Origin of the sequence: Enterobacter cloacae complex sp. IR5418, assembly GCF_049238105.1 — a bacterium.
In the GTDB taxonomy this organism is placed as follows: domain Bacteria; phylum Pseudomonadota; class Gammaproteobacteria; order Enterobacterales; family Enterobacteriaceae; genus Enterobacter; species Enterobacter hormaechei.
This window is the reverse complement of sequence record NZ_JBMKHS010000019.1, coordinates 1-19,442: the sequence shown is the minus strand read 5'-3', so window position 1 is coordinate 19,442 and position 19,442 is coordinate 1. Positions and strand designations below refer to the sequence as shown.

Annotated in this window: 16 protein-coding genes; 8 read left to right on the top strand and 8 right to left on the bottom strand. The window is 54.6% G+C overall.

Annotation, left to right across the window (positions count from 1 at the left end):
- Positions 1–608: 608 nt before the first annotated feature.
- From rsmG to asnC, 4 genes are all read right to left on the bottom strand, one after another.
- Positions 609–1,232 (bottom strand): 16S rRNA (guanine(527)-N(7))-methyltransferase RsmG, encoded by a 624-nt coding sequence (gene rsmG / locus ACOTX7_RS15175; protein WP_006808749.1) that lies wholly within the window; start codon positions 1,230–1,232, stop codon positions 609–611.
- A gap of 107 nt (positions 1,233–1,339) precedes the next feature.
- Positions 1,340–3,229 (bottom strand): tRNA uridine-5-carboxymethylaminomethyl(34) synthesis enzyme MnmG, encoded by a 1,890-nt coding sequence (gene mnmG / locus ACOTX7_RS15170; RefSeq protein ID WP_006808748.1) that lies wholly within the window; start codon positions 3,227–3,229, stop codon positions 1,340–1,342.
- 374 nt (positions 3,230–3,603) lie between these two features.
- The gene (mioC, locus tag ACOTX7_RS15165; protein WP_006808747.1) at positions 3,604–4,053 is read right to left on the bottom strand and encodes an FMN-binding protein MioC; all 450 of its coding nucleotides are present in this window, start codon (positions 4,051–4,053) and stop codon (positions 3,604–3,606) included.
- 90 nt (positions 4,054–4,143) lie between these two features.
- The gene (asnC, locus tag ACOTX7_RS15160; protein WP_003862383.1) at positions 4,144–4,602 is read right to left on the bottom strand and encodes a transcriptional regulator AsnC; all 459 of its coding nucleotides are present in this window, start codon (positions 4,600–4,602) and stop codon (positions 4,144–4,146) included.
- A 151-nt stretch (positions 4,603–4,753) separates the two neighbouring features.
- Here asnC and asnA point away from each other — a divergent pair, with 151 nt between their 5' ends.
- A complete protein-coding gene (gene asnA / locus ACOTX7_RS15155; RefSeq protein ID WP_221256692.1) occupies positions 4,754–5,746 on the top strand; it encodes an aspartate--ammonia ligase in 993 nt (330 codons plus the stop codon).
- On the opposite strand, the gene viaA is transcribed toward asnA, so the two are convergent.
- Positions 5,747–7,198: an ATPase RavA stimulator ViaA gene (gene viaA / locus ACOTX7_RS15150; RefSeq protein ID WP_221256691.1), complete on the bottom strand. Its 1,452-nt coding sequence runs from the start codon at positions 7,196–7,198 to the stop codon at positions 5,747–5,749.
- Positions 7,192–8,688, bottom strand: a complete 1,497-nt coding sequence (gene ravA, locus ACOTX7_RS15145) for an ATPase RavA (RefSeq protein ID WP_047354902.1) — start codon at positions 8,686–8,688, stop codon at positions 7,192–7,194. Before ravA ends, viaA begins: the two co-directional genes overlap by 7 nt.
- Before the next feature lie 222 nt (positions 8,689–8,910).
- On the opposite strand from ravA, the gene kup reads away from it, so the two are divergent.
- The 7 genes from kup (at position 8,911) to rbsR (ending at position 16,830) form a co-directional block, all read left to right on the top strand.
- Positions 8,911–10,779 (top strand): low affinity potassium transporter Kup, encoded by a 1,869-nt coding sequence (kup, locus tag ACOTX7_RS15140; protein ID WP_006808744.1) that lies wholly within the window; start codon positions 8,911–8,913, stop codon positions 10,777–10,779.
- Between the two features lie 196 nt (positions 10,780–10,975).
- Positions 10,976–11,395, top strand: coding sequence for a D-ribose pyranase (rbsD, locus tag ACOTX7_RS15135; protein WP_003862392.1), 420 nt, complete (start codon positions 10,976–10,978; stop codon positions 11,393–11,395).
- Positions 11,396–11,402: 7 nt separating this feature from the next.
- Positions 11,403–12,908 (top strand): ribose ABC transporter ATP-binding protein RbsA, encoded by a 1,506-nt coding sequence (gene rbsA, locus ACOTX7_RS15130; RefSeq protein WP_221256690.1) that lies wholly within the window; start codon positions 11,403–11,405, stop codon positions 12,906–12,908.
- A gap of 4 nt (positions 12,909–12,912) precedes the next feature.
- A complete protein-coding gene (rbsC, locus tag ACOTX7_RS15125) occupies positions 12,913–13,878 on the top strand; it encodes a ribose ABC transporter permease (RefSeq protein ID WP_006808742.1) in 966 nt (321 codons plus the stop codon).
- 27 nt (positions 13,879–13,905) lie between these two features.
- Positions 13,906–14,796, top strand: coding sequence for a ribose ABC transporter substrate-binding protein RbsB (rbsB, locus tag ACOTX7_RS15120; RefSeq protein ID WP_003862397.1), 891 nt, complete (start codon positions 13,906–13,908; stop codon positions 14,794–14,796).
- Positions 14,797–14,904: 108 nt separating this feature from the next.
- On the top strand, positions 14,905–15,834 hold the full coding sequence (gene rbsK, locus ACOTX7_RS15115; RefSeq protein WP_221256687.1) for a ribokinase: 930 nt from the start codon (positions 14,905–14,907) through the stop codon (positions 15,832–15,834).
- Between the two features lie 3 nt (positions 15,835–15,837).
- Complete coding sequence (gene rbsR, locus ACOTX7_RS15110; protein ID WP_003862402.1) at positions 15,838–16,830, top strand: ribose operon transcriptional repressor RbsR; 993 nt, start codon at positions 15,838–15,840, stop codon at positions 16,828–16,830.
- Here rbsR and mdtD read toward each other — a convergent pair.
- Both mdtD and ACOTX7_RS15100 read right to left on the bottom strand, forming a co-directional pair.
- The gene (gene mdtD / locus ACOTX7_RS15105; protein WP_063452027.1) at positions 16,796–18,229 is read right to left on the bottom strand and encodes a multidrug transporter subunit MdtD; all 1,434 of its coding nucleotides are present in this window, start codon (positions 18,227–18,229) and stop codon (positions 16,796–16,798) included. The two genes, rbsR and mdtD, sit on opposite strands and share 35 nt — an antisense overlap.
- Entirely contained in the window at positions 18,226–18,933 is a 708-nt protein-coding gene (locus ACOTX7_RS15100) for a FadR/GntR family transcriptional regulator (protein WP_006808737.1), read from the bottom strand. Before ACOTX7_RS15100 ends, mdtD begins: the two co-directional genes overlap by 4 nt.
- Positions 18,934–19,442 lie beyond the last annotated feature (509 nt).

Sequence of the window (19,442 nt, the reverse complement as noted above, 5' to 3'; positions counted from 1 at the left end):
TACTCCTGCTCCCTTCGAGGTATGCCGCGTGTCGTATAAAACGTCCTTTAAGGCTCAGAGTCAAGCATCAAAAAGCGGTCAAATTATACGGTGCGTACCCGTGATTTCAAACATTAAGTAGCGAAAAGGTGAATAAATGTTTAAATATTTTTCCCCAGCGCTATTTTTCAACTTTTGACCAAAGCGTTGACCTTCAGGCGAAACTGCAAACAGCGCGAAAACGTTGGCGATAAAGCGTGCACGAGATCACAAAATGCACATTTGCGATAAAGTTGTATTTATCAAAGACGTAAAACGTTTTATTTCATCTTCATGAATTTAAAGCCAAAAAATCGCAACTATTTTTAAAACAGCCCTGTATACAACAAAAACCTTTTATTGACATTCTTAATAAATATTTAACATTGCATTCTGGTTGCTTCAGCCCACTTTTAGCAGGCTGATATTTTCATTGTTGATTATCTTCATGGTGAATGAATCACCTCAGGTTAACCGCAAGAAAATCCATGGTAACAACAAGGTTAAATTTACAACGGCCAAATCAGCGTGGATGTGCTGCTTTTTAACACGATCAGAACAGCACAAATTCCACATTTTTTATTAATTTTTTAAAAAGAGTTTGGCTTAATTATCACCAGATGTCGCTCACCCTCGAGCTGAGGGATCTGGAGTTTCTCAATGGATTCGACAGCAAAACCGTCGGGAAGCTGCTCGATTTCGTCTCCCGGAAGTTGCCCTTTCAGCGCATAAAACCGTCCTTTCTCTGCTGGCAGGTGTTTGCACCAGCTCACCATGTCATTGAGTGAGGCAAACGCGCGGCTGATCACGCCGTCAAACGGTGGCTCTGCCGGGAACTCCTCTACCCTGCTCTGCACGGGCGTGATGTTTTCCAGCTTCAGCTCATGCTGAACCTGGCGTAAAAAGCGTACACGCTTGCCCAGGCTGTCCAGCAGGGTGAAATGACTCTCTGGTCGAACAATTGACAACGGAACGCCCGGCAAGCCCGGGCCAGTGCCCACGTCGATAAACCGTTCACCGTTCAGATACGGTGCCACCACGATGCTATCGAGAATATGGCGTACCAGCATCTCGTTGGGGTCGCGCACAGACGTCAGGTTGTACGCTTTATTCCATTTGTTCAGCATATCGACATAGGCCACCAGCTGGTTTTTCTGGTGATCGGTGAGCGAAATACCTGCCTGATCCAGCAGACGAGAGAGTTTATTGAGCACGGTGAATACCTGTTGAGAAACTTAAGTGGCGGGTGGCGCTTCGCTAACCCGCCCTACGGGTTCAGTAGGCCCGGTAAGCGCAGCGCCACCGGGCAATTTTCAGAGCATTACGCGCTGCGGCGCAGCATGCCCTGCTTTTTCAGCCACACCAGCAGAATCGAAATCGCGGCAGGTGTGACGCCGGAGATACGTGAGGCCTGGCCAATCGACACAGGTTTGTGATCGTTCAGCTTAGCGATCACTTCGTTGGAAAGGCCCGTCACCTGACGATAGTCCAGCATTTCCGGCAGCAGCGTATTTTCGTTGCGCTGCTGTTTTTCGATCTCATCCTGCTGACGCGCAATGTAACCTTCGTATTTCACCTGAATTTCGACCTGCTCAGCCGCTTCCGCGTCTTCAAGGCCCGGTGCGAACGCGGTCAGTTTGACCAGATTTTCGTAGGTGACTTCAGGACGGCGCAGCAGATCTTCGCCACTGGCTTCGCGCGAAAGCGGTGCTGTTAAGTGAGCGTTCACTTCAGCAGCAGTATCCGCCTGCGGGTTCACCCAGGTGGTTTTCAGGCGCTGACGTTCCTGTTCGATACGCTCGAGCTTCTCGTTGAAGCGCGCCCAACGGTCGTCATCCACCAGACCCAGCTCGCGACCGATTTCGGTCAGACGCAGATCGGCGTTGTCTTCGCGCAGCATCAGGCGATATTCCGCACGAGAAGTAAACATGCGGTACGGTTCTTTGGTCCCCAGCGTGCAGAGATCGTCGACCAGAACGCCCAGGTAAGCCTGAGAACGCGCCGGTGCCCAGCCCTCTTTCTCGGCAGAGAAGCGAGCAGCGTTCAGACCGGCCAGCAGCCCTTGCGCGGCAGCTTCTTCGTACCCGGTGGTGCCGTTAATCTGGCCTGCGAAGAACAGACCCTGGATGAATTTGCTTTCCAGCGTCGGCTTCAGGTCACGCGGATCGAAGAAATCGTACTCAATAGCGTAGCCAGGACGAACGATCTTCGCGTTTTCCATCCCCTGCATTGAACGCACAATCTGCATCTGCACGTCGAACGGCAGGCTGGTGGAGATGCCGTTCGGGTAAATTTCGTTAGAGGTCAGCCCTTCCGGTTCGAGGAAGATCTGGTGCTGGTTACGATCGGCAAAGCGCATGACTTTGTCTTCGATCGACGGGCAGTAGCGCGGGCCGATCCCTTCGATCACGCCAGCATACATTGGGCTGCGATCGAGGTTATTGCGGATCACGTCATGGGTTTTTTCATTGGTGTGCGTGATGTAGCACGGCACCTGCTGCGGATGTTGCGCCGCATTGCCCATGAACGAGAACACCGGCATCGGGTTATCGCCATGCTGCTGTGCCAGTACGCTGAAATCAATGGTGCGCGCATCAATACGCGGTGGTGTACCGGTTTTCAGGCGGCTTACGCGCAGCGGCAACTCACGCAGACGGCGGGACAGAGGAATTGACGGCGGATCGCCAGCACGGCCACCGCTGTAGTTGTCCAGACCAATATGGATCTTACCGTCCAGGAATGTCCCGACGGTCAGCACCACCGCTTTTGCACGGAACTTCAGACCCATCTGGGTCACGGCGCCGACAACACGATCGTTCTCCACGATAAGATCTTCAACTGCCTGCTGGAAGATCATCAGGTTCGGCTGGTTCTCCAGCGCAGTACGTACAGCCTGGCGGTACAGCACGCGGTCTGCCTGTGCACGGGTGGCGCGAACAGCCGGACCTTTACTCGCGTTTAGTATCCTAAACTGAATACCGGCATGATCGATCGCTTTCGCCATCAGGCCGCCAAGTGCATCCACTTCTTTTACCAGGTGTCCTTTCCCAATGCCGCCAATCGCCGGATTACAGGACATTTGTCCCAGCGTGTCGATATTGTGTGTCAAAAGCAGGGTCTGCTGACCCATTCGCGCTGCGGCCATTGCGGCCTCAGTGCCTGCGTGACCCCCGCCAATGATGATGACGTCAAAAGGATCCTGATAAAACATGGTGGTCTGCCTCGCGTAAAGCGGTATGAAAATGGATTGAAGCCCGGGCCGTGGATTCTACTCAACTTTAGTCTTTCGAGAAAGCATTGGGATCTTGGGCTATTAAAAAGAAGATCTTTTTATTTAGAGATCTGTTCTATTGTGATCTCTTATTAGGATCGCAGACCTTTGTGGATAAGTCCGATCCCATAAATAAGATCATGCAGTTAGGAAGGATCGTTTGCTGTGAATGATCGGTGATCCTGGACCGTATAAGCTGGGATCAGATCGCCCCTTTATCCACAGGTCAAAAACTAAGCCAACGTTATTCTTTGGATAACTACGGCTTAATACGAGCTTTTAACCAGAGTTATCCACATCTGATCGCACGATCTTTAATCGTTTTTGAGTAAATTTTTCCATTCCGCGAGCCAGATCTCGGCTGGATCTTCCGGAATATCATGATCGAGGATGTTGATCTTCAGCGTTTCACCCAGCTGTTTTGCTCCGCAGGCGGTTACCGCAGCGTCTACTTTCTCTATTGCGCCACAGAACGTGTCATATTCACGGCTGCCGATCCCCACAGCGCCAAACCGGACGTTTGACAGGTCGGGCTGCTGTTCCAGCAGTTCGTCATATAAAGGTTGCAGGTTATCCGGCAGATCGCCCGCGCCGTGCGTGGAGGTGATCAGCAGCCAGACCCCGTCAGTCGGGAGATCTTCCAGCAGCGGTCCGTGCAGCGTTTGTGTAGAAAAGCCCGCATCTTCCAGCTTCTCAGCCAGATGTTCCGCTACATATTCCGCACCGCCCAGGGTGCTGCCGCTGATAAGGGTAATGTCCGCCATTGATCGCTCGCTCAGGTAAAGAGGCGGCCATTGTACGCTGTGAACGAGCTGGGATCTACCTGTGGAAAATGTGGGAATGAAATTGCCCGATCACGGGCGGATGGTACGCATGATCGGGTTTTGCAGGGAGATCAGGGTTTCGGTGGACTGAATTTCATCGATTGTTTGGATCTTGTTGATAAGTACCTGCTGGAGGGCATCGATGGATCGGCACATCACCTTTATAAAGATGCTGTAGTGCCCGGTGGTGTAGTACGCCTCGGTGACTTCATCCAGCGCGTTCAGTTTCTCCAGCGCGGAGGGATAATCTTTGGCGCTTTTCAGAATAATGCCAATGAAGCAGCAGACGTCGTAGCCGAGTTGCTTCGGGCTGACATCAATGCGTGCGCCGGTGATGATCCCGGCCTGCTTCATTTTCTCTACGCGAACGTGAATGGTCCCCGGGCTGACGCCAAATTGTTTCGCCAGTTCGGCATAGGCGGTGCGCGCATTAGCCATTAGCGCTTCCAGGATGCCGCGGTCCAGATTGTCGATCTGATAATTTTCCATAGGTTTTTCTTATGAAGATTAATGAATACGTCTATTCTAGCGCCTTATTTTAACGAATCAAAAGTGAAGGCGGCTTTTTGTTGATGGGTTATTGAATTAGACCCCGGTTCTGTTGCTTAATCATTATCAACAGGATGCAGGAGTATAAATAATGAAAACCGCTTACATCGCAAAACAACGCCAGATCAGTTTCGTAAAATCCCATTTTTCTCGCCAGCTGGAAGAGAAGCTTGGCCTTATTGAAGTTCAGGCGCCGATTCTGAGCCGCGTGGGTGACGGGACGCAGGATAACTTGTCTGGTTGCGAAAAAGCGGTACAGGTAAAAGTGAAAACACTGCCAGACGCCCAGTTCGAAGTGGTTCATTCCCTGGCGAAGTGGAAGCGTCAAACCCTGGGACAACACGACTTCAGCGCGGGCGAAGGGCTTTACACGCACATGAAAGCCCTTCGCCCTGATGAAGACCGTCTCTCCCCAATTCACTCTGTTTACGTTGATCAGTGGGACTGGGAACGCGTAATGGGTGATGGTGAGCGTCACGTCGGTACGCTGAAATCCACCGTAGAGGCGATCTACGCGGGGATCAAAGCAACCGAAGCGGCCGTGAGCAAAGAGTTTGGTCTGGCACCGTTCCTGCCGGAAACGATCCACTTTGTTCACAGCCAGGAACTGCTGAGCCGTTTCCCGGATCTGGATGCCAAAGGCCGCGAGCGGGCGATCGCCAAAGAGCTGGGCGCGGTATTCCTGATCGGCATTGGCGGAAAATTGTCTGATGGTAAACGTCACGACGTCCGTGCGCCGGATTATGATGACTGGAGCACCGTGGGTGAAAGCGAATATGCCGGTCTGAACGGCGATATTCTGGTCTGGAACCCGGTTCTCGAAGATGCGTTTGAACTCTCTTCGATGGGGATCCGCGTGGATGCTGAAGCCCTGAAGCGTCAGCTGGCGGTGACCGGGGATGAAGATCGTCTGCAACTGGAGTGGCACCAGGCGCTGCTGCGCGGTGAGATGCCGCAAACCATCGGCGGTGGTATCGGCCAGTCCCGTCTGACCATGCTGCTGCTGCAACTGTCCCATATCGGTCAGGTGCAGTGTGGTGTCTGGCCGCAGCAGGTACGTGAAAGCGTCGGTACTCTTCTTTAATTAACGCCGCCAGCGTCTGAGCAGGCGGCTACGCAACCCGGTATCAAAGCGCCAGATGTGATCGAAAATGCGCATGATGCCGGGTTTTCCATGTGCGGACATCGCAACGGCATGGAAACGGTGCTGATGTACCCGCTGTAACTCCTTCACCTTACTCACGACGTCATCCGGCAGCCGCTGGGCAATAAAATCGGAAATCACCACCGCGTCGGCGTCGTACCAGTCACCGCCCTGCATACGCTCAATGATGCTGCGAAAACAGCTGGCCAGATCGGTGCCGCCGCGAAAACGCTGGCTTAAAAAGCGGATCGCCTGCTCCAGACCCTGTGGGCTGGTCAGTTCATACCCCACCACTTCGCTGGAAAAGAGCATGATGTAGCAGCGACGACGATCGGCGAGCGCCACGCGCATCAGGGCCAGGCAGAACGCTTTTGCACACTGTTCATTAAACCCCCCCATCGATCCGGACGTATCGACGCAAACAATAAAAGGCCCGCGCGGTTGCTCGTCAAAATCCTGATGCACCACCGGGCGCTGGCTGATCTTCTCGCGCCAGGCTTCACCGTGCAGCCGGTAGGTAAGAAGCTGCTTTTCCACCAGCCGACGATAAAACTCATACTCCAGTTCGGTCATTCCCAGCGTGCTGAGTTCCGTAGGCAGCAGGCGCAGGATGTCATCGCTTTGCTGTAACCCGTCCACCTGCTCCGGCACGGTGGAGGGTTCGCGTACCAGCGTACGGAAGGTTTCCATCGGCGCATCTTTCTTTGGGACCGACCGGGCCTCCCGGGACCGGCCAAGCTGTTCTGCGAGCTTCATCAGCTCCGACTGTTGTGCCAGAAAGTCGCCGTACTTCACAATCAGTTGATAATCGCCACGTTTTAACTGACCGGCACTCATGTCCCAGAGTCGACCGGCGGCGTTTTCATTTTCCACCAGCACCTGTTCTAACTGGCCGCTCAGGGTCATTCGCTCCTGGACTTCACTGAGCAACTGTTCGCGCTCTTCATCCAGCAACTGCTGATTAAGGGCCGTGGCCTGGACCACAAGACTCAGTCGCCAGCGCTGTAAAAACAGGGTATGCAGGGCGGGAGTGAAGCTGGGATTGTCCGTGACCAGCGCTCTGGCCTGGCTGGCAAACGGGGAGTGAACGTTATCAAGCAGCGTCAGGGTTTGCTGAAGCTGAGCAATAAACTGCGGCGTTGAAAGCCGCTGGCACTGCTGGTAACCAGCCACTTCCTCTGTCAGTTCCGGCGGGACTTCCGTCTCCTTAAACCGCTGTCGCAGGTTATTGCGCCAGTGGGGCAGATCGTCCGTCATTGCCTTTCTGAGCTTCGGGAATTTTTCAAAGAAAGCCGCCAGCTGCGGTGACGCAAGAAGGGTAATGACAACCTCCTCGATCAATCCTTCCTCGCTAACCGCCAGCATGACGTTAAGCGTGTCCAGCGTTAGCATTGACGCGCCTGTTTGATCTGCGCGCTGACATCCTGCAAGCTGGCTTCAATACGACCTAACCAGTCGCTATGGATAAAGAGGCATTTCTGCTGCTCGCTGAAGCGCGTGTGCTGCTGATGCCATTCGTTATCCAGCGCTTCGAGCTGCTGTTTGATCTCCTCCGGAAGACTCTCGGAGGCGGTGCCCGGCAGCGCCAGGCGCGATCCCTGAAGGCTGACGTCGCGGATCACAAGGTGCTGGCTGCTGTCGACTTCCATCGACAGCGGCTGTGCAAAGCCAATACCGTTGAGTTTACCGCGGATCTCGCCGCCCTTATCCAGCCACTGAACCAGCGCAACGCGTTCGATCGTCACGTGCACCACCTGCATATCATGAAGCTTCAGCGGCTGCTGAAGAAGAAGCGTGAGCGAGGCGTCAGTCAGCTCGGCTGGCAGTTCATAGTGCGGTTTACGGGCAAACATCCCGCCAAGACGGTTCACTTTCAGCGCGGTTTTGTCACTTTGCTGCTGCTGGAGCTGAAGGCGACGTTGGGCAATCGCACCCAGTTGATTAAGCATAGATTGCTGGCCCCACGCGTGTCCGGTCATCAAAACGTCCAGCTGCTGCTGCATCAGATTCATCCCTTCTGCGTCGTGCCACAGACAGTCTTTCAGCAGGATCAGATCGACAGGGGCGACAGCATCGCGGCCGCTGAACAGGGCGCTTGCCTGGAGCAGGCGAATGGCTTTTTTCCAGCGACGGTCAGAGACATACGGCGCAGAAGGCAGTAAATCAAGCTGCTGGCGCAGCATGAAGATCAGCTCAAAAACGGCATCGGGCAGTTTTATCTTGCCGATCTCCTCCTGCCACTGGTGGTATTCCTCGTCCGTGACCTGTAATGACGCTGCCACCGGGTTTTCGTTTTCGTCCTGCTGGCTCACCAGCATGGAGCGGAAGTTTGATTTATCCTGGACTTTATCCAGCCACAGGCGGATCAGCATACGGTCATACAGCGCTTCCAGGCTGCTGTCGGCTTCGGGCAGTTCGTTTGACGCGGCCACCAGCAGGCGCATGGGGATCTTCTCTTCGCTGGCGCCGTTGCGGAAGCGGCGTTCGTTAATTGCCGTCAGCAGGGTATTCAGAATGGCCGGGCCAGCTTTCCAGATCTCATCAAGAAAGACGATTTCCGCTTCCGGGAGATAGCCCGCCGTCAGACGTTCATAGCGTCCCTCATCTTTTAACGCCTGAATGGAGAGCGGGCCGAACACTTCTTCCGGCGTGGAGAAGCGCGTCATCAAATACTCAAATGCGCGCGCGTTCTGGAAAGCGAATTTGAGGCGGCGTGCGATCAGACTTTTGGCAATGCCCGGTGGGCCAAGCAGAAACACGCTTTCCCCGCTCAGCGCCGCCAGTAAACAGAGGCGAATGGCGTGGCTACGCTCGTAAAGGCCTTTCTCCAGCGCGCTGCTGAGGCGGGAAATTCTTTCTGCTAATAAATGTGAGTGAGCCATAATAGTTTTGCATCCTTTCGCCGTCGTGGCGGCTAATTGAAGCGAGTATAGACGTTTCGGTCTGGCCTGGTAATAGGCTGAAGTGCGGCGCTATTTTCTTTGCGCTACATTAATGCGGCTGCATTTAGGGGTACGATTTTGCATTGAATCGTGCATACTGTGCGCTTTTTGTGGGCCAAGGGACTAAGCACACATTTGTTATTCAAACGAAAAGACTAGTCTATGAGCACTGATAATAAGCAATCATTACCCGCAGTAACGCTTGCGGCGATCGGGGTTGTCTACGGTGATATCGGCACCAGCCCGCTTTATACGCTTCGTGAATGTCTGTCCGGTCAGTTTGGTTTTGGTGTAGAGCGTGACGCCGTCTTTGGTTTTCTCTCGCTCATCTTCTGGCTGCTGATCCTGGTGGTCTCCCTTAAGTATCTCTCTTTCGTTATGCGGGCTGATAACGCGGGCGAGGGCGGTATTCTGACCCTGATGTCCCTTGCCGGGCGCAATACGTCTGCAAGAATGACCTCCGTGCTGGTCATCATTGGCCTGATTGGCGGCAGCTTCTTCTATGGGGAAGTGGTGATTACGCCAGCGATTTCGGTGATGTCAGCCATAGAGGGGCTGGAGATTGTCGCGCCACAGCTTGATACGTGGGTGGTGCCACTCGCTATTATCGTGCTGACGTTGCTGTTTGCTATACAAAAACACGGTACCGGGCTGGTGGGTAAGCTGTTCGCGCCTATTATGCTGGCCTGGTTCCTGATCCTGGCGGCGCTGGGCTTACGCAGCATTATCGCCAACCCGGATGTCCTGCACGCGTTGAACCCAATGTGGGCGGTGCATTTCTTCCTTGAATATAAAGTGGTGTCGTTTGTGGCCCTGGGCGCGGTGGTGCTTTCCATTACCGGTGTTGAAGCGCTGTATGCGGATATGGGCCACTTCGGGAAACTCCCTATTCGCGTCGCCTGGTTTAGCGTGGTCTTGCCTTCACTGGTGCTGAATTACTTCGGTCAGGGCGCGCTGCTGCTTGCGCACCCTGAAGCGATTAAAAACCCGTTCTTCCTGCTGGCGCCGGACTGGGCGCTGGTTCCGATGCTGATCCTGGCGACGCTGGCGACGGTCATTGCCTCTCAGGCTGTCATTTCCGGCGTCTTCTCCCTGACGCGTCAGGCCGTGCGTTTGGGTTATCTCTCCCCAATGCGCATTATCCATACCTCGGAGATGGAGTCTGGCCAGATCTACATTCCGTTCGTCAACTGGCTGCTCTATTTCGCGGTGGTGATTGTTATCGTCAGCTTTGAGCACTCCAGTAACCTGGCGGCGGCGTACGGTATTGCGGTGACCGGAACGATGGTGTTGACCTCTATTCTCTCCACTACCGTGGCGTACCGTAACTGGCACTGGAATAAGTTCCTCGTGGGGCTGATCCTGGTGGGCTTCCTCTGCATCGACGTGCCGCTGTTCTCTGCAAACCTCGACAAGATTGTCTCCGGTGGCTGGTTGCCGCTGACGCTGGGCCTGGTGATGTTTATCGTGATGACGACGTGGAAGAGCGAACGTTTCCGCCTGCTGCGTCGCATGCATGAGCACGGTAACTCTCTGGAGGCGATGATCGCCTCGCTGGAGAAATCTCCGCCGGTGCGCGTGCCGGGCACGGCGGTGTATATGTCTCGTGCGCTGAACGTGATCCCGTTTGCGCTGATGCATAACCTCAAGCACAACAAAGTGCTGCACGAGCGCGTGATCCTGCTGACGCTGCGTACCGAAGATGCGCCGTATGTTCACAACGTGCGTCGCGTACAGATTGAACAGCTATCGCCGACCTTCTGGCGCGTGGTGGCAAGCTACGGCTGGCGCGAAACCCCGAATGTGGAAGAGGTATTCCACCGCTGCGGTCTGGAAGGTCTGAGTTGCCGCATGATGGAGACGTCGTTCTTTATGTCCCACGAGTCGCTGATCATCGGCAAGCGCCCATGGTATCTGCGTCTGCGCGGCAAGCTGTATCTTATCCTGCAACGTAACGCCCTGCGTGCGCCTGACCAGTTTGAAATCCCGCCGAATCGCGTAATTGAGCTGGGGACGCAGGTCGAGATTTAAGTCCTTCTGAAAATGCCGGGTGACGCTGCGCTTACCCGGCCTACCAAACCCTCAACACACCCGCCTGAATTACCTCCACGTTTCACTTAGCGAAACGTTTCGACGTTGATCACAAATCCGTTACGTCATGATGGTTTTCTGAACACTTCTGCGGCTACACTGTTTTTAGCGAAACGTTTCGCTAGTGGAGCAAAAAATGAAGAAAGGCACAGTACTCAACTCAGAAATCTCATCGGTGATTTCCCGTCTTGGGCATACCGATACGCTGGTGGTTTGCGATGCAGGCTTACCAGTTCCGCGCAGCACAACCCGTATCGATATGGCGTTAACGCAGGGCGTACCCTCGTTCATGCAGGTACTGGAAGTGGTCACTGCGGAGATGCAGGTTGAGGCGGCCATTCTCGCGGCGGAAATCAAACAACATAATCCGCAACTCCACGAAACGTTGCTCAGCCACATTGAGCAACTGCAACAGCACCAGGGAAACACCATAGAAATTCGTTACACAACGCACGAGCAGTTCAAACAACAAACCGCAGACAGTCAGGCGGTGATTCGCAGCGGGGAGTGTTCCCCGTATGCGAATATCATTCTCTGTGCTGGCGTCACCTTCTGAGGCCATCATGGACGCATTACTGCAACTCAAAGGGATCGATAAGTCGTTCCCGGGCGTAAAAGCCCTCTCCGGCGCGGCGCTGAACGTCTATTCCGGGCGCGTCATGGCGCTGGTGGGCGAGAACGGCGCGGGCAAATCCACCATGATGAAAGTGCTGACCGGGATCTATCAACGCGATGCCGGTTCGCTGCTGTGGCTGGGTAAAGAGACCACCTTCAACGGCCCGAAATCTTCTCTGGAAGCGGGCATCGGCATCATCCACCAGGAACTGAACCTGATCCCGCAGCTCACCATTGCGGAGAACATCTTCCTCGGCCGTGAGTTCGTGAACCGCTTTGGCAAAATCGACTGGAAAACCATGTACGCCGAAGCGGACAAACTGCTGGCGAAGCTGAACCTGCGCTTTAAGAGCGACCGCCTGGTGGGCGACCTCTCTATCGGCGATCAGCAGATGGTGGAAATCGCGAAGGTGCTGAGCTTTGAGTCAAAGGTCATCATCATGGATGAACCGACCGATGCCCTGACCGACACCGAAACCGAATCCCTGTTCCGCGTGATCCGCGAACTGAAATCCCAGGGGCGCGGCATTGTTTATATCTCTCACCGCATGAAAGAGATCTTCGAGATCTGCGATGACGTCACCGTGTTTCGCGACGGGCAGTTTATTGCCGAGCGTGAAGTGGCCACCCTGACCGAAGATTCGCTTATCGAAATGATGGTGGGGCGTAAACTCGAAGACCAGTATCCGCGTCTGGATAAAGCGCCGGGAGAGATCCGCCTGAAGGTGGATAACCTCTGCGGGCCGGGCGTCAACGACGTCTCCTTTACCCTGCGCCAGGGCGAGATCCTCGGCGTCGCGGGCCTGATGGGCGCGGGGCGTACCGAACTAATGAAAGTGCTCTACGGCGCACTGCCGCGCACCAGCGGTTACGTTACTCTCGACGGCCATGAAGTGGTCACCCGCTCGCCGCAGGATGGCCTGGCGAACGGCATTGTCTATATCTCCGAAGACCGTAAGCGCGACGGCTTAGTGCTGGGCATGTCGGTGAAAGAGAACATGTCCCTGACGGCGCTACGCTATTTCAGCCGCAGCGGCGGCAGCCTGAAACACAAAGATGAACAGCAGGCGGTCAGCGATTTTATCCGTCTCTTTAACGTCAAAACCCCGTCGATGGAGCAGGCGATTGGCCTGTTGTCCGGCGGGAATCAGCAGAAAGTGGCAATTGCCCGCGGGCTAATGACGCGCCCGAAAGTGTTGATCCTCGATGAGCCAACCCGTGGCGTGGACGTGGGGGCGAAAAAAGAGATCTATCAGCTGATTAACCAGTTCAAGGCTGACGGTCTGAGCATCATTCTGGTCTCTTCCGAGATGCCAGAGGTATTAGGCATGAGCGATCGCATTATCGTCATGCATGAAGGGCATCTCGGCGGTGAATTCACTCGCGAGCAGGCCACCCAGGAAGTTCTGATGGCTGCCGCTGTGGGCAAGCTTAATCGCGTGAATCAGGAGTAAGAAGATGACTACCCAGGCTGTTTCTGGTCGCCGCTATTTCACAAAGGCATGGCTGATGGAACAAAAATCGCTGATTGCCCTGCTGGTGCTTATCGCGATTGTCTCGACCATGAGTCCGAACTTTTTTACCGTCAATAACCTGTTCAATATTCTTCAGCAGACCTCCGTCAACGCCATTATGGCGGTGGGGATGACGCTGGTGATTTTGACTTCGGGTATCGATCTGTCCGTCGGTTCCCTGCTGGCCCTTACTGGTGCTATCGCCGCGTCGATTGTCGGCATTGAAGTTAACGCGCTGGTGGCCGTTGCCGCTGCGCTGGCGGCTGGGGCGGCAATTGGTGCCGTAACCGGCGTGATTGTGGCGAAAGGCCGCGTTCAGGCGTTCATCGCTACGCTGGTAATGATGCTGCTGCTGCGCGGGGTGACCATGGTCTACACCAACGGCAGCCCGGTTAATACCGGTTTTACCGATAACGCCGATCTGTTTGGCTGGTTCGGTATCGGTCGCCCGCTGGGTGTTCCGACCCCGGTCTGGATCATGGCTATCGTCTTCCTGGCGGCGTGGTACATGCTGCACCACACCCGTCTGGGCCGTTATATCTATGCGCTGGGCGGTAACGAAGCGGCAACGCGTCTGTCCGGTATCAGCGTTAATAAAGTCAAAATTATCGTTTACTCCCTGTGCGGCCTGCTGGCGTCTCTGGCGGGCATCATTGAAGTGGCGCGTCTCTCTTCCGCACAGCCAACGGCGGGTACGGGCTATGAGCTGGATGCCATCGCGGCAGTGGTTCTGGGCGGTACGAGCCTGGCGGGGGGTAAAGGTCGTATTGTTGGGACATTGATCGGCGCACTGATCCTCGGTTTCCTGAATAATGGTTTGAATTTGTTAGGTGTTTCCTCCTATTACCAGATGATCGTTAAGGCAGTGGTGATTTTGCTGGCGGTACTGGTAGACAACAAAAAACAGTAACTGACGACACTACAGGACATCTTAGATATGAACATGAAAAAACTGGCTACCCTGGTTTCTGCTGTCGCGCTGAGCGCAACCGTAAGTGCTAACGCCATGGCGAAAGACACCATCGCGCTGGTTGTCTCTACTCTGAACAACCCGTTCTTTGTCTCGCTGAAAGATGGTGCGCAGAAAGAAGCAGACAAACTGGGCTACAACCTGGTGGTGCTGGATTCTCAGAACAACCCGGCGAAAGAGCTGGCGAACGTGCAGGACTTAACCGTTCGTGGTACTAAAATTCTGCTGATCAACCCAACGGATTCCGACGCGGTCGGTAACGCCGTGAAGATGGCAAACCAGGCGAAGATCCCGGTAATCACCCTGGACCGTCAGGCAACGAAAGGGGATGTGGTCAGCCACATTGCGTCTGATAACGTCCTGGGCGGTAAAATCGCCGGTGACTACATCGCGAAGAAAGCCGGTGAAGGCGCGAAAGTGATCGAATTGCAGGGTATCGCCGGGACTTCCGCGGCCCGTGAACGTGGTGAAGGCTTCCAGCAGGCTGTAGCGGCGCACAAATTCAACGTGCTGGCGAGCCAGCCGGCAGACTTCGACCGTACAAAGGGTCTGAACGTTATGCAGAACCTGCTGACCGCGCATCCTGATGTGCAGGCGGTATTTGCCCAGAACGATGAAATGGCGCTCGGTGCGCTGCGTGCCCTCCAGACTGCGGGTAAATCAGATGTGATGGTTGTCGGATTTGACGGCACGCCGGATGGTGAAAAAGCAGTAAATGATGGCAAACTGGCTGCGACCATCGCTCAGTTGCCTGAGCAGATTGGCGCGACTGGCGTGCAAACTGCCGATAAAGTGCTGAAGGGCGAAAAAGTTCAGGCCAAATATCCTGTTGACCTGAAACTGGTCATTAAGCAGTAAAGGCGATTCAGGCAGTCGCTGGCTGCCTGAGGGACACCAAATAAAAGAAAAGTGTGGCATACGCCACCGGGTAATACCGGTGGCGCTCTCAGATGGACACCTCAATACATGAAAACCGCAGGCAATCTCGTCGTCCTTGGCAGTATCAATGCCGATCACATTCTTAACCTTGAAACGTTCCCCACTCCGGGCGAAACCGTCACTGGCAATCAGTATCAGGTGGCGTTCGGCGGTAAGGGCGCAAACCAGGCGGTAGCTGCCGGGCGCAGCGGGGCGAATATCGCGTTTATCGCCTGTACGGGTGATGACGATACCGGCGAGCGCGTACGCAAACAGCTGGCAAGCGACAACATCGACATCGCGCCAGTCAGCGTGGTTGCCGGGGAATCAACCGGCGTGGCGCTGATTTTCGTCAATGCGGAAGGTGAGAATGTCATCGGTATTCATGCAGGGGCGAATGCTGCGTTAACGACTGAACGCGTCGAAGCACAACGCGGAATCATCGCCGCAGCGGAAGCCCTGCTGATGCAGCTGGAGTCACCGGTGGAAAGCGTGCTGGCCGCTGCGAAAATTGCGCATGAAAATCATACCTCTGTCGTACTTAACCCTGCGCCTGCCCGTGTATTATCAGACGAGCTGCTGGCGCTGGTGGATATCATCACCCCGAACGAAACCGAAGCGGAAAAGCTGACGGGTATCCGTGTCGAAAATGATGACGATGCAGCGCGTGCGGCGTTTGCACTGCATGAAAAAGGCATTGGCACCGTCATCATCACCCTCGGCAGCCGTGGGGTGTGGGCTAGCGTCAATGGCGAAGGCCGTCGTATACCGGGCTTTAAGGTCAAAGCCATTGATACCATCGCCGCAGGAGATACCTTTAACGGTGCGCTGGTAACGGCGCTGCTGGAAGGAAAAGCAATGGATGACGCGATCCGCTTCGCGCATGCCGCCGCCGCGATTGCGGTGACGCGTAAAGGCGCTCAGCCTTCTGTTCCATGGCGTAAAGAGATTGATGAATTCTTAAGTCAGCAGGGGTAACGCTTGGCCACAATGAAAGATGTCGCCCGTATGGCGGGCGTTTCTACCTCGACTGTCTCCCACGTAATCAATAACGATCGCTTCGTCAGCGAGGCGATTCGGGAGAAAGTTGACGCTGCAATTAAAGAACTCAACTATGCGCCGTCTGCGCTGGCCCGCAGCCTGAAGCTTAACCAGACGCGCACCATCGGCATGCTGATCACGGCCAGTACCAACCCTTTTTATTCTGAACTGGTGCGCGGCGTGGAGCGCAGCTGCTTCGAGCGCGGCTACAGCCTGGTGCTGTGCAATACCGAAGGCGACGAGCAGCGCATGAACCGTAACCTGGAGACGCTGATGCAAAAACGCGTCGATGGGCTGTTGCTGCTCTGTACCGAAACGCATCAACCCTCGAAAGAGATCATTCAGCGCTACCCTTCTATTCCCACGGTCATGATGGACTGGGCGCCGTTCGACGGCACCAGCGATCTGATCCAGGATAACTCGCTGCTGGGCGGCGATATGGCCACTCAGCATCTGATCGATAAAGGTCATACCCGCATTGCCTGTATTACCGGCCCGCTGGACAAAACCCCGGCGCGCTTGCGTCTGGAAGGCTATCTTTCAGCAATGGAACGGGCGGGGCTTGCCATTCCTGATGGCTATCGCATCACCGGCGATTTTGAGTTTAACGGTGGATTTGAAGCAATGCAGAAACTGCTGGCGCAAGAGCCACGCCCGCAGGCGGTGTTTATCGGTAACGATGCGATGGCATTCGGCGCTTATCAGGCGCTGTATCAGGCGGGACTGCGTGTTCCGGACGACATGGCGATCGTCGGTTACGATGACATCGAACTTGCGCGCTACATGACGCCGCCGCTGACTACCATCCATCAGCCGAAAGATGAACTGGGTGAGCTGGCCATTGATGTGTTGATCCACCGGATGGCGCAGCCCACGCTGCAACAGCAACGTTTGCAGCTTACTCCTGTTCTGATGGAACGCGGTTCGGTTTAGCCTTCTCTTTGTGACGCTCTTTAATCAGGTTCCGGCCGTCTTTTGGTTTTAACAACATAAAGACCACCGCCGATACCACGGTAAGTGCGCCCATAGTGATAAAGGTATAGTGGAACTGCTCAACGGTATTCGTACCGTCAAACCCTTCATAAAACCGCAGTACCGCTGCGCTCACGGCAACCCCGAGGCTGATCGACAGCTGTTGGGTGACCGCCAGTACGCTGTTACCGCTGCTAGCGTTTTCGTCGGTGAGGTCTGCAAGGGTGATGGTGTTCATTGACGTGAATTGCGTCGACATGGCCATCCCAAGTACAAACAGCGGCAGGATCAGCATCCAGATGGGTAACGCCGCAGATTGCAGGGAGAACTGTGCAATCATCAATCCGATAAAGACCGTCACGCCAACCAACGTCTTACGATAGCCAAACCAGCGCAGCACCTGCGTGACCGTCGATTTTGCCAGAATCGAGCCCATTGCCGTGGGGGCCATCATGCAGCCAGCAATCAGGGCCGGATAGCCGAAACCGACCTGGAGCATCAGCGGCATCAGGAACGGTACGCAGCCCGTGCCCAGACGTGAGGCAATGTTGCCCGCGATCCCGACGGAAAACGTTCGGGTGTTAAACAGAGATAAAGAGATAAGCGGTGTCGGATGGCGACGCGCATGACGTATATATAGAAGGAACAACAGAATACCGCTGAGGATGACGGCCAGCGCCAGCCATGTCGCTACGATTTTCTCGCCAAACAGCTCCATCCCGCTGGAGAACAGAACCAGGCTCAGGCCAAACAGGAAGAAGCCGCCCATATCGAAGCTGCGTCTTGGCGTGGTGAAGTTCGGCATATATTTGCGGGCATAAATCAGCCCTGCCACACCAATCGGAATATTAATCAGGAAGATCCAGTGCCAGCTTGCCCAGGTCACCAGTACGCCACCGAGAACTGGGCCAAGTATCGGGCCGACCAGCCCCGGCATCGTCACGAAGTTGAGTACCGGGAGCAGTTCGCTGCGCGGATAGGCGCGCAATAATGCCAGACGCGCGACGGGCATCATCATCGCGCCGCCTATTCCCTGTAGAACGCGGAAGATAACCAGTTCCGTCAGAGAGGTGGAGAGGGCGCAAGCCAGAGAACCGAGGGTGAACAGCGTCACCGCCAGCATGAACACTTTACGCGTACCGAAACGATCGGCCAGCCAGCCGCTGACCGGAATAAGCATCGCCACCGTCAGGGTATAACTGATGATGGCGGACTGCATCGCCAGCGGGGAGCGGTTAAGGCTTTGGGCTATTGCGGGAAGGGCGGTATTGAGGATAGTGGCATCCAGTGCCTGCATAAAGAACGCCATGGCTGCAATCCACGGCAATCCGGCCATACTGCGTGCTTTTTTCTCTGTCATTTATTTACCTGCTGGTGGGTTGGCGCGGCCAGCAACGCCTGGCACGCACTCAGGGCTCGCTGCCCGTCGCTCTCCTGGATGGCATCGACTATCGCCTGATGCAGATCCAGCTTCACCACCTCATCCTGTGTGATAGAGGTAAAGTAAGTGTGGTACACAGAATGGAATAAAGAAGCAAAGGAGGTCAGGAAAGGATTGGCGCTCATATTATAGATATGTTCATGCCAGGCCATATCGACCTCTATCCAGCGCTCGCGGTTAAAATGCTTTTTCAGATCCACCATCTCTTCCATAAGCGTATTGAGCTGCGCTTTTTGCTCTGCCGTACCGAGCGTGGCGGCAAGCAGGCAGGCCTGAGGCTCAAGACTGCTGCGCATGACCAGAAAGTGATCGACGACCTGATTAAAGTTATCTTCGGTCATCCACCAGGTGAGTAACTCCTGATCGAGAAAGTTCCAGTTTCCCTGAGGCATAACGCGGGTGCCAATGCGCGGGCGTGGAAGCACCATTCCTTTCGCCGTTAATGTTTTTACCGCTTCGCGAACGGCGGTCCGGCTTACGCCAAACTGCTCGCCCAGTTCCATCTCGCTGGGCAGGATGCTACCTGGCGCATATTTACCCGCTAAGATCAGCTGCGCCAGTTTCTCTGCCAGCACATACGACAGGTTTTTTTGGGCTGCCAGCTGTTGTGCGCTTAATGGCATCGCTTTTATTCCTTAAATAGTGATGCGGCTAATTATGCCATCTCAGGTGTGATTGTGGTTGCAGATACATCAAATAGAACAATTTGTAGCTTGATCTCATCGCTTTTGGTGAAAAAAAACACGGTCAGAAACTTTTTTTAAATTTCCTCTTGTCACTTCAGAAGAACTCCCTATAATGCGCCTCCACTGACACGGAACAACGGCACGCAAGCCGCCGGGTCAGCAGAGAAAAGCAAAATAAACGCTTGACTCTGAAGCGGGAAAGCGTAATATGCACACCCCGCGCCGCAGCGAAAACGAAGCGGCACTGCTCTTTAACAATTTATCAGACAATCTGTGTGGGCACTCAAAGTGACATGGATTCTTAACGTCGCAAGACGAAAAATGAATACCAAGTCTCTGAGTGAACATACGTAATTCATTACGAAGTTTAATTCACGAGCATCAAACTTAAATTGAAGAGTTTGATCATGGCTCAGATTGAACGCTGGCGGCAGGCCTAACACATG

What these genes read in the sequence shown, in the direction of transcription:
- asnA (WP_221256692.1), top strand. Translation starts at nt 4,754, where the DNA reads ATGAAAACCGCTTACATCGCAAAACAACGCCAGATCAGTTTCGTAAAA.
- kup (WP_006808744.1), top strand. Translation starts at nt 8,911, where the DNA reads ATGAGCACTGATAATAAGCAATCATTACCCGCAGTAACGCTTGCGGCG.
- rbsD (WP_003862392.1), top strand. Translation starts at nt 10,976, where the DNA reads ATGAAGAAAGGCACAGTACTCAACTCAGAAATCTCATCGGTGATTTCC.
- rbsA (WP_221256690.1), top strand. Translation starts at nt 11,403, where the DNA reads ATGGACGCATTACTGCAACTCAAAGGGATCGATAAGTCGTTCCCGGGC.
- mdtD (WP_063452027.1), bottom strand. Translation starts at nt 18,229, where the DNA reads ATGACAGAGAAAAAAGCACGCAGTATGGCCGGATTGCCGTGGATTGCA.
- mnmG (WP_006808748.1), bottom strand. Translation starts at nt 3,229, where the DNA reads ATGTTTTATCAGGATCCTTTTGACGTCATCATCATTGGCGGGGGTCAC.
- viaA (WP_221256691.1), bottom strand. Translation starts at nt 7,198, where the DNA reads ATGCTAACGCTGGACACGCTTAACGTCATGCTGGCGGTTAGCGAGGAA.
- asnC (WP_003862383.1), bottom strand. Translation starts at nt 4,602, where the DNA reads ATGGAAAATTATCAGATCGACAATCTGGACCGCGGCATCCTGGAAGCG.
- rbsB (WP_003862397.1), top strand. Translation starts at nt 13,906, where the DNA reads ATGAACATGAAAAAACTGGCTACCCTGGTTTCTGCTGTCGCGCTGAGC.
- ACOTX7_RS15100 (WP_006808737.1), bottom strand. Translation starts at nt 18,933, where the DNA reads ATGCCATTAAGCGCACAACAGCTGGCAGCCCAAAAAAACCTGTCGTAT.
- rbsC (WP_006808742.1), top strand. Translation starts at nt 12,913, where the DNA reads ATGACTACCCAGGCTGTTTCTGGTCGCCGCTATTTCACAAAGGCATGG.
- mioC (WP_006808747.1), bottom strand. Translation starts at nt 4,053, where the DNA reads ATGGCGGACATTACCCTTATCAGCGGCAGCACCCTGGGCGGTGCGGAA.
- ravA (WP_047354902.1), bottom strand. Translation starts at nt 8,688, where the DNA reads ATGGCTCACTCACATTTATTAGCAGAAAGAATTTCCCGCCTCAGCAGC.
- rbsK (WP_221256687.1), top strand. Translation starts at nt 14,905, where the DNA reads ATGAAAACCGCAGGCAATCTCGTCGTCCTTGGCAGTATCAATGCCGAT.